15 protein-coding genes are annotated in these 15,730 nt (G+C 71.2%); 8 read left to right on the top strand and 7 right to left on the bottom strand.

The window, feature by feature from the left end; genetic code table 11:
- Window positions 1–8: 8 nt before the first annotated feature.
- Window positions 9–1,151 (top strand): acyltransferase family protein, encoded by a 1,143-nt coding sequence (locus BJ982_RS27035; RefSeq protein ID WP_184884600.1) that lies wholly within the window; start codon window positions 9–11, stop codon window positions 1,149–1,151.
- Here BJ982_RS27035 and BJ982_RS27030 read toward each other — a convergent pair.
- Both BJ982_RS27030 and BJ982_RS27025 read right to left on the bottom strand, forming a co-directional pair.
- The gene (locus BJ982_RS27030) at window positions 1,139–2,431 is read right to left on the bottom strand and encodes an ArsB/NhaD family transporter (protein WP_184884598.1); all 1,293 of its coding nucleotides are present in this window, start codon (window positions 2,429–2,431) and stop codon (window positions 1,139–1,141) included. The two genes, BJ982_RS27035 and BJ982_RS27030, sit on opposite strands and share 13 nt — an antisense overlap.
- Window positions 2,428–2,871, bottom strand: coding sequence for a CBS domain-containing protein (locus BJ982_RS27025; RefSeq protein ID WP_184884596.1), 444 nt, complete (start codon window positions 2,869–2,871; stop codon window positions 2,428–2,430). Before BJ982_RS27025 ends, BJ982_RS27030 begins: the two co-directional genes overlap by 4 nt.
- A 374-nt stretch (window positions 2,872–3,245) precedes the next feature.
- Between BJ982_RS27025 and BJ982_RS27020 the strand changes: the two genes are divergently transcribed.
- The 3 genes from BJ982_RS27020 to BJ982_RS27010 are packed head-to-tail and all read left to right on the top strand — an operon-like array spanning window position 3,246 to window position 5,522.
- Window positions 3,246–3,521, top strand: coding sequence for a hypothetical protein (locus tag BJ982_RS27020; protein WP_203958804.1), 276 nt, complete (start codon window positions 3,246–3,248; stop codon window positions 3,519–3,521).
- Window positions 3,518–4,867, top strand: a complete 1,350-nt coding sequence (locus tag BJ982_RS27015; RefSeq protein ID WP_184884594.1) for a TrkH family potassium uptake protein — start codon at window positions 3,518–3,520, stop codon at window positions 4,865–4,867. The genes BJ982_RS27020 and BJ982_RS27015 overlap by 4 nt, the downstream gene beginning before the upstream one ends.
- Entirely contained in the window at window positions 4,851–5,522 is a 672-nt protein-coding gene (locus BJ982_RS27010; RefSeq protein ID WP_184884592.1) for a potassium channel family protein, read from the top strand. Before BJ982_RS27015 ends, BJ982_RS27010 begins: the two co-directional genes overlap by 17 nt.
- Before the next feature lie 31 nt (window positions 5,523–5,553).
- Here BJ982_RS27010 and BJ982_RS39715 read toward each other — a convergent pair whose 3' ends face one another.
- Entirely contained in the window at window positions 5,554–5,676 is a 123-nt protein-coding gene (locus BJ982_RS39715) for a hypothetical protein (RefSeq protein ID WP_260413857.1), read from the bottom strand.
- 321 nt (window positions 5,677–5,997) lie between these two features.
- Between BJ982_RS39715 and BJ982_RS27005 the strand changes: the two genes are divergently transcribed.
- The 3 genes from BJ982_RS27005 to BJ982_RS26995 all read left to right on the top strand — a co-directional run bounded on the left by BJ982_RS27005 (window position 5,998) and on the right by BJ982_RS26995 (window position 9,751).
- Window positions 5,998–7,875, top strand: coding sequence for an FAD/NAD(P)-binding protein (locus BJ982_RS27005; protein WP_184884590.1), 1,878 nt, complete (start codon window positions 5,998–6,000; stop codon window positions 7,873–7,875).
- 129 nt (window positions 7,876–8,004) lie between these two features.
- Window positions 8,005–9,306 (top strand): putative PEP-binding protein, encoded by a 1,302-nt coding sequence (locus BJ982_RS27000; RefSeq protein ID WP_184884588.1) that lies wholly within the window; start codon window positions 8,005–8,007, stop codon window positions 9,304–9,306.
- 223 nt (window positions 9,307–9,529) lie between these two features.
- Window positions 9,530–9,751, top strand: a complete 222-nt coding sequence (locus BJ982_RS26995; RefSeq protein ID WP_184884585.1) for a hypothetical protein — start codon at window positions 9,530–9,532, stop codon at window positions 9,749–9,751.
- On the opposite strand, the gene BJ982_RS26990 is transcribed toward BJ982_RS26995, so the two are convergent.
- Complete coding sequence (locus tag BJ982_RS26990) at window positions 9,752–10,237, bottom strand: FBP domain-containing protein (RefSeq protein ID WP_184884583.1); 486 nt, start codon at window positions 10,235–10,237, stop codon at window positions 9,752–9,754.
- Window positions 10,238–10,318: 81 nt separating this feature from the next.
- Here BJ982_RS26990 and BJ982_RS26985 point away from each other — a divergent pair, with 81 nt between their 5' ends.
- Entirely contained in the window at window positions 10,319–10,906 is a 588-nt protein-coding gene (locus tag BJ982_RS26985; RefSeq protein ID WP_184884581.1) for a TetR-like C-terminal domain-containing protein, read from the top strand.
- Window positions 10,907–10,978: 72 nt separating this feature from the next.
- Here BJ982_RS26985 and BJ982_RS26980 read toward each other — a convergent pair whose 3' ends face one another.
- The 3 genes from BJ982_RS26980 to BJ982_RS26970 form a co-directional block, all read right to left on the bottom strand.
- On the bottom strand, window positions 10,979–13,369 hold the full coding sequence (locus BJ982_RS26980) for an ATP-binding cassette domain-containing protein (RefSeq protein WP_184884579.1): 2,391 nt from the start codon (window positions 13,367–13,369) through the stop codon (window positions 10,979–10,981).
- Between the two features lie 263 nt (window positions 13,370–13,632).
- Complete coding sequence (locus BJ982_RS26975) at window positions 13,633–14,286, bottom strand: maleylpyruvate isomerase N-terminal domain-containing protein (protein ID WP_184889374.1); 654 nt, start codon at window positions 14,284–14,286, stop codon at window positions 13,633–13,635.
- A 105-nt stretch (window positions 14,287–14,391) separates the two neighbouring features.
- On the bottom strand, window positions 14,392–15,588 hold the full coding sequence (locus BJ982_RS26970; RefSeq protein WP_239122635.1) for a cytochrome P450: 1,197 nt from the start codon (window positions 15,586–15,588) through the stop codon (window positions 14,392–14,394).
- Window positions 15,589–15,730 lie beyond the last annotated feature (142 nt).

Genomic DNA, 15,730 nt, shown 5'->3' with positions numbered 1-15,730 from the left:
GGGACGCGATGGGTGACCTCGTCAGCCGGATCGGCGCGCGGACACCGCCCGGCCGCGACCGCGCCGCCGACGCCCTGCGCGCGCTGGCCATCCTGGGCGTGGTGCTCGGCCACTGGCTGGTCACGGCCCTGGTCGCCGACAGCGGCACCCTGCGGACCACCAGCCCGCTCAAGTACATGCCCGGCCTGGCCCCCGCGTCGTGGCTGCTGCAGACCATGGCGGTGTTCTTCCTGGTGGGCGGGCAGATGGCCGCCCAGAGTCACGCCCGCGCCCGGGCCGCGGGCACCACTTACGGCCGGTGGCTGCGCGTCCGCACGGCGCGGCTGGTACGGCCGGTGGTGGCCGTGGCCGCGGTGTGGATCGCGGTGGCGGCCGGGTCGCTCGCCGCGGGGGCCGACCCGGAAACCGTGCGGGCGCTGGCCAAACTGGTGTGGGGGCCGCTGTGGTTCCTGCCGGTGTTCGCGGTGTTGACGGCGGTCACCCCGCTGGCCGCCCGGCTGAACCCGGCGTGGCCGCTGGCCCTCGTCGCGCTCACCGACCTGGTGAGGTTCGGCGTCGGCGGCCCCGAGTGGCCCGCGTGGGTCAACGTGGTGGCCGGCTGGATGGTCCCGTACTGCCTCGGCGCGGCCTGGGCACGCGGCCGGGCGCGCGGCCGGGCGACCGGGTGGGCGCTGCTGGCGGGCGGGGCCGCCGCGACCGCCGCGCTGGTCGTGTGGGGCGGCTATCCGGCGGCCATGGTCGGCGTGCCGGGCGCGCCCGTCTCCAACCAGGCCCCGCCCACCTTGGCGGCGGTCGCCTTCGGTCTCGCCCAGTGCGGGGCGGCCTCGCTGCTGCTCGGCCCGCTGCGGCGGCTGCTGGGACGGCGTCCCGCCGCCTGGGCGGCCGTGGCGCTGCTCAACCTGTCGGCGATGACGCTGTTCCTGTGGCACCAGACCGCCATGATCACCATCACCGCGCTGGGCATGCTCACCGGCGCCGCCCTGCCCGGCCTGCACACCGTGCCCGACTCGCCCGCCTGGGTGGCCGCCCGCCTGGCCTGGCTTCCGGCGTTCGCCCTGGCCCTGCTGGTGTGCTGGGCCGCCTTCCACCTCTTCGACCGCCCCCGCGCCGCCACCCCGCCCAGGGTGTGGCCGTGCGCTCACATCAGGTAGCGCAGCCACAAGTAGGGGGCCACCAGGGTGACGGTCACCGCGGTGACGATCAAGCCGTACCGGGTGAACTGCCAGAAACTGATCGGAGTGCCGTTGCGGGCGGCGATGCCGAGCACGACGACGTTGGCGGCGGCGCCGACGGCGGTGGCGTTGCCGCCGAGGTCGGCGCCGAAGGCCAGCGCCCACCACAGCACCTGGCCGGGCCCGTTGCCGCCTTCGGCCTGCACCAGTTGTTCCACGATCGGGCTCATCGTCGCGACGTAGGGGATGTTGTCCACAATGGCCGACACCACCGCCGAGCCGCCCAGCAGCCCCATGGCGGTCAACTCGGGCTGGCCGGCGGTCGCCGTGACCGCGGCCTGGGACAGCCGGCCGATGACGCCGGTCTCGACGAGGGCGCCGACCATGACGAACAGCCCGGCGAAGAACACCAGCGTGGGCCACTCCACCTCGGCGATGGCCTGCTCGGTGCGCACCTTGGTGGCGGCCACCAGCACGCCGGCGCCCAGCAGCGCGACCACCGACGGCTCGTAGTGCAGCACCGGGTGCAGCACGAACCCGGCCATCACCAGGGCCAGTACGGCCAGCGACTGCCACAGCAGCCACCGGTCGGCGATCGCCTCCCGCTCGTCCAGCGCCATGATGTGCTCTGCCCGCTCGGGGTCGTAGCGGAACGACCGGCCGAACAGCAGCCAGCACAGGGCGACGAACACCGCCATGAGGATGATGATCATCGGTGCCATGTGGACGAGGAAGTCGTTGAAGGTCAAGGCGCCGCGGCTGGCGATGATGATGTTGGGCGGGTCGCCGACCAGGGTGGCGGCGCCGCCGATGTTGGAGGCCATCGCCTCGGCGATCAGGAACGGCACCGGGCTCACCGCCAGGCGCTCGCACACCAGGAACGTCACGGGCGCGATCAGCAGCACCGTGGTGACGTTGTCCAGCAGCGCCGAGGCCGAGGCGGTGATCAGCACCAGCAGCACCATCAACCGGAACGGCCGCCCCCGGGCGCGCTTGGCGGCCCAGATCGCCAGGTACTCGAAGACGCCGGTCTCCTTGAGCACCCCGACGATGACCATCATGCCGAGCAGCAGGAAGATGACGTTCCAGTCGATGCCGGTGTGCTCGGAGAAGAACGCGGCCTTGGCGCCGGTGGCATGGATGAGGAGCATGAGCCCCGCCCCGCCCAGCGCCGCCGCGACCCGGTGAACCTTCTCGGTGGCGATCAGCACGTAGGCGGCCACGAACACCGCGACGCTCGCCCAGGGGAGCACGCTCACGCGGCGAGCATCCGGTCCAGCAGCGCCTGCAACGTCACCGCGCCCAGCAATCGCCCGTCGTCCACCACGGCGACCAGCGGGCTGCGGGTGCGTGCCATCAGCGCGGCGAGCTCCAGCACGGTGGCGCCGGGGTCGGTGACCGGCAGTTCGCGCGGTTGCTCCGGCAGCGCGTCGCGCACGGTGCGGCCGTCCAGTGCGCGCAGGAAGGCGTCGGCATGTGCCTCGTCCACCACCCGGGCCAGCGCGGGATCGTCAACGCAGTAGCCGGGCACCGCCAGGCGCAGCACCTGGGTGCCGGGCAGGATCGTGAACGGCGTGCCGTCGTCTCCGATGACGATGAGGCCGGGCAGATCCTGGTCGGCGAGCAGCCGGGCCACGTCGATCACCGGGGAATCGAGCCCCACCACGGGGAAGTCGGCGAGCAGGTCTCGGGCGCGCACCAGCACATCCTTACGTCAACGGGACAAGGACCTGCCGACCAGACTTCCCGGCGCACCTGGACAAAACGTACCAGGACCCGTCAAGGTCTCGGCAGGCCCGTACACGGCAGGTGACTGCCCAGCCCCGCCCGGCCGGTTTACTGGCAGGGTCGGCATCCATACTTCTCGCTTCGAGACGGCATCATTCCGAGGGCGCCCATGACGAGATCGCGACAGCCGCCCGCTCCATGGGCCGCGGTCGAGAACCTCTCGGTGCGTGCCGCCAACGGCGCTGTTAAGGTAATCGCCGGTGCGCCGGGAAGTCTGGTCGGCGACGAATTCGACGGCGACCGGACCGGAGACCCGCCTCGCGTGATCACCTTTCCCCCGCCCGCGTGATGGGCAGCCTGCTGACCGCCTTCGCGGGCCTGCTCGTCCTGGCCGTGGGCAAGGCCACGCACGGCGACCTGTTCCCGGCCGCGTTCGCCGCCGGGATCACCGTGGCGACCTTCGGGCCTCGGCGTCGCGCATCGTTCGAGCATTTCGGCGCGCTCATCACCCCATCCCTGCCGCACTCCTCCACCGACATCGTGGTGGCCCGCGGCTTCGGCGATGAACACGACGTCCCCACCTGGTTCGGCCGCCTCCGCGGACGCGAGCGGACGCCATGAGACGACCCCCCGGAATCCTCGGCCGTTTCCAGCACCCGGCCCAGGTGATCGTCACCGGGTTCGCCGCGGTGGCCCTGATCGGCAGCGCCTTGCTGGCGCTGCCGATCGCCACCGAGTCGGGCGAGTCGGCGGGCTGGCTGACGGCCCTGTTCACCGCGACGTCCGCGGTGTGCGTCACCGGGCTGGTGGTCGTGGACACCGCCACCCACTGGTCGATGTTCGGCGAGTGGGTGGTCGCCGGGCTGGTCCAGGTCGGCGGCATCGGGATCATGACCCTGGCGACGCTGTTCACCGTCCTGGTGGCCGGGCGTCTCGGTCTGCGCGCCAGGATCTTCGCGCAGGCCGAGACCAAGACCCTGAACATGACCGACGTCCGGCGTGTGGTCCGCAAGGTGGTGGTCTTCAGCCTGGCCTGCGAGGCCGTCACCGCGCTGGTCCTGACCGGCCGGTTCCTGCTCGGCTACGGGGAGCCGTTCGGCCGCGCCCTCTACCAGGGCGTCTTTCACGCGATCTCGGCGTTCAACAACGCGGGGTTCGCGCTGTGGCCCGACAGCTTGACGCGCTACGTCACCGACCCGTGGATCTGCCTGACCATCGCGATCGCGGTGATCGTGGGCGGGCTCGGCTTCCCGGTGATGTTCGAGCTGTCGCGCGGCTGGCGCCGGCCCAGCCGCTGGTCGGTCCTCACCAGGATCACCGTCGGGGTCACCGCGGTCCTGTTGGTCGGGGGCACGCTGGTGTTCCTGGCCACCGAATGGCGCAACCCGAAGACGCTCGGCGCGCTCGACGGCTCCGGCAAGCTGCTGGCGGCGTTCTTCACCGCCGTCATGCCCCGCAGCGGGGGATTCAACAGCCTCGACCTCTCCGGCATGTACCCCACCAGCTGGCTGGCCACCGACCTGCTGATGTTCATCGGCGGCGGCAGCGCCGGCACCGCGGGCGGCATCAAGGTCACCACCTTCGGCCTGCTGGCCTTCGTGATCTGGGCCGAGTTGCGCGGCGAGCGGGAGGTCAACATCGGCCATCGCCGGCTCACGGACGCGGCCCAGCGTCAGGCCGTCTCGATCGGCCTCATCAGCGTGGCGCTGGTCGCGGTGTCGACGTACCTGCTGCTGGCTCTGACATCGCACGGCCTGGACCACGTGCTGTTCGAGGTCGTCTCGGCCTTCGCCACCGTCGGCCTGTCCACCGGCATCACCGCCGACACCACGCCCGCCGGGCAGGTGCTGCTGACGCTGCTCATGTTCATCGGCAGGACCGGTCCGCTCACCCTGGGCTCCGCTCTGGCGCTGAAGGACCGCATCCGCCGCTACCAACTCCCCGAGGAGAATGTCATCGTTGGCTGACAGGAACAACGACCCGGTCGTGGTGATCGGGCTGGGACGGTTCGGCAGCGCGCTGGCCCTCGAACTGGCCCGGCGCGGCACCGAGGTACTGGCCCTGGACAACGACCCCAGACACGTGCAGCGGCTGGCGGGAGAGATCACCCACATCGCCACCGCGGACGCCACCGACATGGCGACCCTGCGTCAGCTCGGCGTGCCTGACTTCTACCGTGCCGTCGTCGCGATCGGGAGCGACATCGAAGCGAGCATCCTGACCGCGTCCCTGCTCGTGGAGCTGGAGATCGACCACATCTGGGCCAAGGCGGTCAGCAAGCAGCACGGACGGATCCTGGACCGGATCGGCGTCCATCATGTGGTGTTCCCCGAGCACGACATGGGCGAGCGCGTCGCCCACCTGGTCAGCGGCCGGATGCTCGACTACATGCAGGTGGACGAGAACTTCGCGTTGGTCAAGACGCTTCCGCCGAAGGACTACGTCGGCGTCCCGCTCGGCCGATCCAACCTGCGCCGCAAGCACGGCGTCACGATCGTCGCCGTCAAGAGCCCGGGAGAGGAATTCACCTACGCCACCGCCGAGACCGAACTCCGCTACGGCGACGTCGTCATCGTCTCCGGCCCTACGGACCGGGTCGAGCGTTTCGCCGAACTGCCCTAGGACACCATGGCTCTCTCGTCTCCGGAGGTGGTCAGGCGGGGTTGAAGCGGAAGTAGCCGCCGAAGGACCAGCGCTGGGGGACGCCGCCGTGCCGGCGCGCCCGGCCGTTGACGCGCATCCGCCTGCGGGTGGCGGGCTCGATGAGGAACCGCACGGCCGCCGGCGGGACGGTCGCGCCGACACCCGCCGGTCCGAGGCCGGCTGCGTGCTCTGCTTCCGCCGCGAGACCGGGCGGCGGGAATGGTGCTCGGCCCCGTTGAAAGCGAGCGCCGCGCCGATATAGGAGCGGCCCTGAAAGCGACTGACCCCATAACCACCCCTATCCTTCTGGGGGCCTTTATGGGGTCCGCTATTTCCCGGCGCGGGGCGACGGTAGCGTGCCCACTGGCAGCTCGATTCGACGCACGGGAACGACGCGACCCCGGTCGAGTCCTCCGGTTCTCACCGGCCGTGCCGGAAAGGACAGAGAAGCAGGGTGACGCGCGCCGGCCGGACTCGCAGGGTCGTCATTGTCGGGGCGGGCCTGGCAGGTACCGCCACCGCCATCCGTATTCTTCGTTTCGCCAGAGAACCATTGCAGGTCGTGTTACTCGAACGACGCGCCGAATATCGGGGCGCCGGGGTGGCGTATCACCGGGCCGGCAATCACTGGCACCACGTTTTCAACATCCAGGCCGGCCGCATGTCGATGTTCCGCGAGGACGTCGACGATTTCGTGCTGTGGGCCAACCATGAGGCCGACCGGACCGGCTGGCCCGCGGAATGGCGGGACACCGAGTTCACCGAGTCCGGCCCGGCGCCCCGGCGCATCTACCCCGACTACCTCGCCAGCCGCCTGGCCGAAGCCGCGCGCGAGGCGTCCACGGGCGTGACCCTGACCGAGGCGGGAGGCGAGGTGGTCGACCTCGACGTCGTCGGCGACCACGTGCACGTCGTCATCGACGGTCTCGACGGTTTCCCCGCGCCAGGGAACGCCGGCGGATCCGGCCGCACGGTGCTCGAAGCCGACCACGTCGTGCTGGCCACCGGCCTCGAAAGGAAACGGCCGGCTTTCGCGGCCCGCGTGATGGACCATCCCGCGCTCGTGCGGCACCCGTACTCGGAGGCGGGGATCGCGCGGATCCTCGACGTCAGGCGGGACGCCGTCGTGGCCATCGTGGGCACGCTGCTCAGCGCCTACGACTCGGCGGCGCTCCTGCTGCGCCGCGGCCACACGGGGACGATTCACATGATCTCCCGCTCCGGCCTGACGCTGCGAACATATCCCCCCGACCACCGGCACCAGGTGCTACGCCTGCCCCCGCCCCGGCTGCACCGCGACGCCTACGAAGGACTCGACGAATTCGTCCGGTGCCTCACCGAAGAATGGGAACGGGCCTGCGCCGCCGTCGCCCGCGAGTATCCCGACGTGCCGCCGGAGGTGATAACGGAAAGGGTCGCCAAATCCTGGGAACCTTATATGCCGCGGATTCTGCGGCGCGTCCCGTCCGCCGATCTCCGCGCGCTTCTTGACGGTTACGGAAGCCTGCTGGCCGTGCTGCGCGTGGGCGCCGTGGCGTATACGACGGAAGTGGTCGACGCCGCGATGGCCGCCGGCGGGCAGATCATCATCACCACCGGAAGAATCGTGGACATCGGCGAGACCGAGGCGGGCGGACTCGTACTGTCGGTCGCGGGACGGCTTTCGACCCGCACCGTCGAGGCCGACCTGGTGATCTCGAACTTCGGGCGGGAGTCCGACTACGAGCGCGTCGAGTCCGCGCTTTGGGCGAGCCTCCTGCGGAAGGGGCTCGCACTGCCGCACGGGCGTACCGGGCGGGGCGTCGAGGTGGACGAGCGCGGCGTCCTCCTGGGACGGGACGGCGTCCCGTCGGGCCCGATCTCCGTGGTGGGCGGCCCGCGCGAGGGCGACGAGATCGTGCGCTACGGGCGGACGGGGGCGTTCGCCTTCAACCTCGCCGCGATCAAGAACCACTCGGTGCAGGTCGCGGCCACCGTGCTGCACCGGCTCGAATCCTGCTACGACGAACGCGCCGGCGACGACGCCGTGACGCTGACCGGCGCCACCGACCGGGAGGGCGGCGAAGCGGCCGGGCGTGCGGTCATGCTCGACGTGCGCCGGATGGCGACCCGGCGGCGCGCCGACCGCCAGGCACTGGAGGGCCACCTCGAACAGAGCATCCAGAGGATCCGCGAGATCACGACGCGGAACGGCGGCACCCCCGCGACGACTCCCGCGCTGCGCTTCGCGGTCAACGCCGCCGCGACGGTGAAGATGACGGACCTCTCCGTGACGCCCCGGGACCTCCGCTCCCTTCTCGGGCTCGCGGAACCGGCGGAACCGGCTACCTGACACCGAAGTACCGCCGCTCCCGGCGAGACCACAGACCCTCCGCACGGCTGATCAGCATTCGAGAAGACGCGTGGCCGGACGGACGGCTGCGAGGCTCGTGTCATGGCTCCATCGGATTCCGGCGGAGCCATGACGACGCCGAGGCGCCCGCCCGCCGGCGTTCTCGTCGTCGTCACCGACCTGTGGCCATGGGAGACGACCGTGAGTTCTCGCGAGATACCAGGGGTTCTGCTCGCCGGTACGCCGTCGACGACCGTTGGGGGCGTCTGCAATCGCACCGGGAAGCCGATCGAGGGCTCTGTGCTGGTCGTCGAGACGCTCGGCCCGGAACTGTACAAGGCCGTCATCGCCGCGTCCGCCGTGATCTGCTCCCGCGGCGGCCGGACCGGCCACATGCAGTCCCTGTGCCGCACCCGGGGGATCCCGGTCCTGCGCGTCGCGCCGTCCGACCTGGCGCGGGTCAGCGGTTACGTCACCGTCTCGACCGACCGCCAGTCCGTCGTGCTCGGCGATACCGAGCCCTCCGTGCACGCTCCCGAGTCCCCGGTCGTCACTCCGGGCGACCTCGGGTCGATCTGCGTGGTCGTCGCCGCCGCGACCGACATCCGGACGATCAACACGCTCGTCCCCCGCGTCGAGCAGGTGGACAGTTTCTTCATCCGTGAGGAGTTCCTCTGCCTTTCGGCGGGGTTGAGCCCGCTGGACGCGCTCCGGGCAGGCGCCGCCGAGGCCGAACGCTACGGAACCGCGGTCGCCGCGGAGTTGTGCGCGCTGGTCAGGGAACTGCTCCCCGGCCAGCGAATCGTCATGCGACTGCTCGACCTCCGCTCCGACGACGCCGCGCGGATCACCACCGAGGTCGAGGTCGACCACGAACCCAACCCCGAACTCGGCCTGCACGGCGCGCGCGGACTGCTCAACGAGGAGCACTACCCGCGGGCGTTCCGGGCGCTTCGCGCCCACGTGCGGGAACGGCTCGGGCTCGCGGCGGCGCGGGTGAGCTTCGCGGTGCCCTTCATCAACGACCAGGACGAGTTCCTGCGCCTGCGCCTGCACCTCGACCTGCCCGGCGACCTTCCTCTCTCGGTCTTCGTCGAGACCCCCGCCGCGGTCCATTCCGCGGCCGAGTTCTGCGCCGCCGGAGCCAGCGAGCTTTTCGTCGGGACCAAGGATCTGACCCAGTTCTACCTGGCCGCCGACCGGGGTAACCACCTGGTCGCCCCCTCCTACCAGACCCGGCATCCCGCCGTCCTGGCCGGCCTGCGCCAGGCGGTCGAATCGGGCGCCGGCACCGGCACCCCGGTCCACGTCTTCGCCCTCGGCGCCGACCTGGACCACTACGTGGCGCACCTCCCCACGGGCAGATTCATGATGTGCACCGCCGAACTGCGAGAACTCGCCCGGCGGGAACTCACGACGTCGCCTCGCTGACCGAGAGGCGTCCCGCGCTGGATCGACGTGCACCGCCCGCGCCCCGCCGGGCGGTGACCGGATGTACGGCACCGTCAGGAGGTGGCTCGATCACCGGAGCCGCGTGGTACAGGCTGCTCTACCGTTCAGGTCGCGTCTACGGGATCGGCGGCGGCGGTGGCGGCGCCTAGCTTGGTGCCTCGTCCACCCATCGCGGAACTCCGCACGGCACCGGGAGCCCACCATGGCCGACCCTCACTCCTCCCCACCGGACGGCGCCCAGCCCGGCCTGGCGCGCGTGGTGCTGTGGCTGGTGCTGCTGCTCAGCGCGGTCGGCGGCATGGTGGCCCACCTGGCGGACCTCAGCGGGTTCATCGGAGCCGGGTTCGGGCTGGTCGCGCTGGGCTGCGCCGCCGCCCTGATCGGCCGGCACCGCAAGGGCCGCGGCACGTCCGGCCGGACCTGATCACTGGGTGACCTTCTCCAGGAAGTCGGCCACGTTCGCCGCGGTTCTGCCGATCTTCTCGTCGAGCGTGAGCGACTCGTGCATGCGCCCGCCGGGGCCGACGTCCTTCTTCCCTCGCAAGTAGAGCGAGCAGGCCAGGTCGGTGCAGATGTAGGCGCCCACGGAGTCGCCGCCGCCGCCGGGACGACGCGCCGTCAGCAGCGCGACGCCGTCCCCGGTGTGCGTGGTCAGGCACAGCGAGCACATGCTGCGCCGCAGGTGCCCGGCATGCGGCGCGGCCCGGCGCAACGCCACCCCGACCAGCCGCCCGCCGTGCTCGGCGACCAGGTAGGCACGGCCCGGTGACGCCAGGTCCTGCCAGCCGAGGAAGTCCAGGTCGTCCCACGGCCGGGTGTTCAGGTCCCTGGGCACGGCCAGGCGTTTGGCCTCGCCCTTGGTGCAGTTGACGAAAGAGGCGCGGATCTCCGGCTCGGCGAGCGGTCTCATAGCCACGAAGCTATCCACCGTAAGCGTGCGCCGCAACTGAATAGTCACTAGCCTAGGACCCCTAGGGAAGGAGCGTGGTGCATGGCACGTGCCGGGGTGACGGCCGAACGGCTGGCGGAGGCGGCGGCGGAACTCGCCGACGAGGTGGGGCTGGAGAACGTGACGCTCGCGGCGCTCGCGCGCAGGTTCGGCGTGAAGGATGCCAGCCTGTACTCCCACATCAGGAACGTTCACGAGCTGCGGGTGCGGGTCGCCGTGCTCGCCCTGGCCGAGCTGGCCGACCGGGCGGCGGGCGCGCTGGCGGGGCGGGCGGGCAAGGACGCGCTCGTCGCCTTCGCCGCCGCCTACCGCGACTACGCCAGGGAGCATCCGGGCAGGTACGCCGCCGCGCAGGTCGAACTCGACCTCGAGACGGCGGAGGCGAGCGCGGCGCGGCGGCACTCGGACATGATGCGCGCGATCCTGCGCGGCTACGCCCTCGGCGAGCCGGACCAGACCGACGCCGTCCGGCTGCTGGGCAGCGCCTTCCACGGCTTCGTGACCCTGGAACGGGCGGGCGGCTTCCGCCACCACCCGCGCGGCGCCGACCCGTCCTGGGAGCGCATGCTCGACGCCCTCGACGTCGCCCTGCGCAACTGGCCAGGCCCCCCCGCGACGGCCGGCACGTGACCGCGCGGCGGCGCCCGGGTGCCGTGGTGCTCATTCGGCGGGGCAGGTGGTCCCTGACTCCGGTGGCTTCCGTCAGGCGCCGACGTAGGTCGCGAGGTGCTCGCCGGTGAGGGTGGAGCGGGCGGCGACGAGGTCGGCGGGGGTGCCTTCGAAGACGATCCGGCCGCCGTCGTGGCCGGCGCCGGGACCGAGGTCGATGATCCAGTCGGCGTGCGCCATGACCGCCTGGTGGTGCTCGATGACGATGACGGACTTGCCGGCGTCGACGAGCCGGTCGAGCAGGCCGAGCAGTTGCTCGACGTCGGCCAAGTGCAGGCCGGTGGTCGGCTCGTCCAGGACGTAGACGCCGCCCTTGTCGCCCATGTGGGTGGCCAGCTTCAGCCGCTGCCGCTCGCCGCCCGACAGCGTGGTGAGCGGCTGGCCGAGGCTGAGGTAGCCGAGCCCGACGTCGGCGAGCCGGCCGAGGATGGCGTGCGCGGCCGGCGTGCGCGCCTCGCCGTCGCCGAAGAACTCGCGGGCCTCGGTCACCGGCATCGCGAGCACCTCGCTGATGTCGCGCCCGCCGAGGTGGTGTTCCAGCACCGCGGCCTGGAACCGCTTGCCGTCGCACTCCTCGCAGGTGGTGGCGACGCCCGCCATCATCGCCAGGTCGGTGTAGATGACGCCGGCGCCGTTACAGGTGGGGCAGGCGCCCTCGGAGTTGGCGCTGAACAGCGCCGGTTTCACGCCGTTGGCCTTCGCGAACGCCTTGCGGATCGGGTCGAGCAGCCCGGTGTAGGTCGCCGGGTTGCTCCGGCGCGAGCCGCGGATCGCGCCCTGGTCGATCGACACCACGCCCGCGCCGGCGGGGATCGACCCGTGCACCAGCGAGCTCTTACCGGAGCCGGCGACGCCGGTGATGACGGTGAGCACCCCGAGCGGGATGTCCACGTCGACGTCGCGCAGGTTGTTCGCCGTAGCGCCGCGGATCTCCAGCGCGCTGGTGGGCGTGCGCGCCTTCTCCTTCAGGGAGGTCCGGTCGCCGAGGTGGCGGCCGGTGATGGTGCCGCTCCCCCGCAGCCCCTCGACGGTGCCCTCGTAGCAGACCGAGCCGCCCGCCGTGCCGGCGCCGGGGCCGAGGTCGACGACGTGGTCGGCGATCGCGATCGTCTCCGGCTTGTGCTCCACGACGAGCACCGTGTTGCCCTTGTCCCGCAGCCGCAGCAGCAGGTCGTTCATCCGCTGGATGTCATGGGGGTGCAGGCCGATGGTGGGCTCGTCGAAGACGTAGGTGGTGTCGGTGAGCGAGGAGCCGAGGTGGCGGATCATCTTGACGCGCTGCGCCTCGCCGCCCGACAGGGTGCCCGAGGGCCGCTCCAGGGACAGGTAGCCCAGCCCGATCTCCACGAACGAGTCGAGGGTGCGGCGCAGCGTGGCGAGCAGCGGCGCCACCGACGGCTCGTCGAGGCCACCGATCCATCGGGCCAGGTCGCTGATCTGCATCGCGCACGCCTCGGCGATGTTGACGCCCTTGATCCGCGACGACCGGGCCGCCTCGCTGAGCCGGGTGCCGCCGCACTCGGGGCAGGTGGTGAAGGTGACCGCCCGGTCCACGAACTCGCGGATGTGCGGCTGCAGCGACTCCCGGTCCTTGGACAGGAAGGACTTCTGGATCTTCGGGATCAGCCCCTCGTAGGTGAGGTTCACGCCCTCGACCTTCACCTTGGTCGGCTCCCCGTAGAGGAAGTCCTGCATCTCCTTCTTGGTGAACTTGCGGATCGGCTTGTTCGGGTCGAGAAGGCCCGACTCGGCGTAGACCCGCACCGTCCAGAAGCTGTCGGACTTCCAGCCGGGGATCGTGAACGCGCCCTCGGCGATCGACTTGGAGTCGTCGTAGAGCTGGGTGAGGTCGATGTCGGACACCGTGCCCCGGCCCTCGCAGCGCTGGCACATGCCGCCGGTGAGGGTGAAGGTCTGCCGCACCGTCTTCTTGTTGCCGCGCTCGACCGTGATGGCGCCGCTCGCCCGCACCGAGGGGACGTTGAAGGCGAACGCGTTGGGCGAGCCGATGTGCGGCTGCCCGAGCCGGCTGAACAGGATGCGCAGCATCGCGTTGGCGTCGGTGGCGGTGCCGACCGTGGAGCGGGGGTCGGTGCCCATGCGCTGCTGGTCGACGATGATCGCGGTCGTCAGCCCTTCGAGGACGTCCACCTCGGGCCGCGCCAGCGTCGGCATGAAGCCCTGCACGAAGGCGCTGTAGGTCTCGTTGATCATCCGCTGTGACTCCGCCGCGATGGTGCGGAACACCAGCGAGCTCTTGCCCGAGCCCGAGACCCCGGTGAACACCGTCAGCCGACGCTTGGGGATCTCGATGCTGACGTCCTTGAGGTTGTTCTCGCGCGCACCGTGCACGCGGATCAGATCGTGGCTGTCGGCGACGTGCGGCGCAGGCGAGCGCGTGTCCGTCCTCGGGGCCATGCTCATCGTGTCTCCATCTGTTCTTCGGGCGGGCCGCGTTGGCGGGCTCTTGTCGACATCGCCTGGCCGGGGCTGACCAGATTAGACGAATAAGTCCGGTTCTTCGCGCGGCGACCACCGGTCCTGGCGCAGCTTGAGGACGTCGCCGCGGTATGTCGGCAACGCTAGCCACGCTCCGCTGACCGGCGCTTCTCCATTCCTGACCGCTTGCGTCCCTGACCCTTCGTCGTGCCGGACGGGAGGCCGCCCCGCACCGCCGAGCCCGCCGCTCAGCCGAGGACGAACGGGAGCCGCGCCGCCAGATCGCCCAGCGCGGCCGTCTCCCTGTCGCTCGGCGCACGACGCCCGGTGCCGACCAGCAGCGCGTCCTTGTCCGAGAACGACGCGGGGAACGAGGCACCGGCGATCTTCTCCAGGGAGCCGCGTGCCGCCGCGAGGGTCTCGGCGGGCGGCTCGGCGGCCGACGGCCGGTACGCGATCAGGTCGAGGTGGTGCAAGGCCCATTCGAGCACGTACGCGGACAGGTAGTCGCCGGCGGTGAGCACCTGGTCGCGGGTGCCGACGCGGGCCGCAGGATCGGCGAGCCCGGCGGCACGGCCCGCGGCGGAGCCTACGTCGTCCAGGTGGAACTTGAGCAGCCCCGGCTCGCCGTACGCGGCGGCCAGCCGGGGAATCAGCGCGTCGAGCGGGTCCTCTCCGGTGGGGGGCTCGACGAGGTTCCAGTAGGTGACCGCGTCCACGGTCGGCTCGGCCGCGGCGGGCGTGACCAGGGTGATCAGCACGTCCTGGGCGTCGATGACCAGGTGGCACACCAGGTCCCGCACGAGCCAGCCGGCACACCCGGACGGGAGCCCGAAGTCCTCGTCCGGGGTCTCGGCCACCGCCGCGCGCAACGCCGCCCAAGAGCGTGAGAAGAGTTCGATGCGGTCGCTCATCCGGTCACTGTGCCCACGCTTCGCGCTTCCGCGCAAAGGATTTCTCGGCTCGTCAGGAGCCGAGAGCCCGTTCCACGCGGGGCGGCCGTCCGTTCACCAGGTCACTCGCAGGGCGTTCACGCCGTACACGAGGGTGGAGACCCGGAAGTCCGCCTGTTCGTTCGGATCCGCCAGGGCCAGACCGGGGAAGCGCCGCAGCAGGGCCGGGAAGGCGATGCGCATCTCCATCCGCGCCAGCGGCGCCCCGAGGCAGTGGTGCACCCCGTGGCCGAAGGCGAGGTGGCCGGTCGCCGCGCGGGTGACGTCGAGGGTCTCGGGATCGTGGACCAGGGCGGGGTCGCGGTTGGCGGCGGGAAGGGAGCAGGTCACGAGCGAGCCCGAGGGAATGGCGTGCCCGGCGATCTCCACCTCCGTCGTGGTCATGCGCGGTGGCACCGCGTGCACGACGGACAGCCAGCGCAACAGCTCTTCGACGGCGGGCTCGGCCTGGGCCAAGTCCTGGCGGATCATGGCGAGCTGGTCCGGGTGCCGCAGCAGGGCCAGGGCGCCCAGGGCGAGCATGTTGGAGGTGGTCTCGTGCCCGGCGAGCAGCAGCAGTTCCGCGATGCCGATCAGCTCGTCGGTGCTGAGGTCGTCGCCGTGCTCGCGTACCAGCATGCCGAGCATGTCCTGGCCCGGGCCGGCCTGGGCGCGGGCGACCAGACCGGCCATGTAGGCGCGGTTCTCCCGCTGTGCCTCGACGCGCTGCTCCATCGGCAAGGAGGTGTCCAGCAGGCGCACGGCACACTGCTGGAACCGGGCGTGATCGGCGTAGGGCACGCCCAGCAGCTCGCAGATCACCAGTGAGGGCACCGGCAGCGCGAAGTGCTCCACCAGATCGGCCGGCTTCCCGGCCCGCTCCAGATCGTCCAGGGCCGTGTGGACGATCTGCGTGATCCGCGGCTCCAGCTCGCGCATCCGCCGCATCGTGAACTCGGGCGTGAGCATCCGGCGCAGCCGCGTGTGCTCGGGCGGATCCGACCTGAACAACTGCCCGGCCCGCAGTCGCTCCAGTTCTTCGGCGTCCACGTATTCGAATCCCGGTAACGGCGCCAGGGCACTGCTGAACCGGCCCGGATCGGCCAGCACCTGGCGGACATCCTCATGGCGGCAGATCAGATACTCGGGTGGACCGCACGGCGTCTCCATCGGCACCACACCCTCGTCCTCGCGGGCCCGGGCCAGTTCCTCGACCGGGTCCAACCCGTTCCGCCGCATGTGCAGCGGCAACTTCAGCGGTGGCGTCGTCATCTGCCCATCCATCCTGTGATCGGGTGAGAGCGTCTGCTCTCACCCGGTTCGACAAGACAGCGGGGTGAAATGTCAGGTCGGCGCATCACCGCACATCCGCGGGCGCTGCTCCGCAGGACCGGTGAGACACGTCACATTCGTC

The sequence above is a fragment of the Sphaerisporangium siamense genome, from assembly GCF_014205275.1.
Classification (GTDB): Bacteria; Actinomycetota; Actinomycetes; order Streptosporangiales; family Streptosporangiaceae; genus Sphaerisporangium; species Sphaerisporangium siamense.
The sequence above is the reverse complement of the archived record's forward strand: the minus strand, read 5'-3'. Positions and strand labels throughout refer to the sequence as shown.

What these genes read in the sequence shown, in the direction of transcription:
- BJ982_RS26995 (WP_184884585.1), top strand. Translation starts at nt 9,530, where the DNA reads ATGGCCGACCCTCACTCCTCCCCACCGGACGGCGCCCAGCCCGGCCTG.
- BJ982_RS26985 (WP_184884581.1), top strand. Translation starts at nt 10,319, where the DNA reads ATGGCACGTGCCGGGGTGACGGCCGAACGGCTGGCGGAGGCGGCGGCG.
- BJ982_RS26990 (WP_184884583.1), bottom strand. Translation starts at nt 10,237, where the DNA reads ATGAGACCGCTCGCCGAGCCGGAGATCCGCGCCTCTTTCGTCAACTGC.
- BJ982_RS27010 (WP_184884592.1), top strand. Translation starts at nt 4,851, where the DNA reads ATGTCATCGTTGGCTGACAGGAACAACGACCCGGTCGTGGTGATCGGG.
- BJ982_RS27000 (WP_184884588.1), top strand. Translation starts at nt 8,005, where the DNA reads ATGACGACGCCGAGGCGCCCGCCCGCCGGCGTTCTCGTCGTCGTCACC.
- BJ982_RS26970 (WP_239122635.1), bottom strand. Translation starts at nt 15,588, where the DNA reads ATGACGACGCCACCGCTGAAGTTGCCGCTGCACATGCGGCGGAACGGG.
- BJ982_RS27035 (WP_184884600.1), top strand. Translation starts at nt 9, where the DNA reads ATGGGTGACCTCGTCAGCCGGATCGGCGCGCGGACACCGCCCGGCCGC.
- BJ982_RS27015 (WP_184884594.1), top strand. Translation starts at nt 3,518, where the DNA reads ATGAGACGACCCCCCGGAATCCTCGGCCGTTTCCAGCACCCGGCCCAG.
- BJ982_RS26980 (WP_184884579.1), bottom strand. Translation starts at nt 13,369, where the DNA reads ATGAGCATGGCCCCGAGGACGGACACGCGCTCGCCTGCGCCGCACGTC.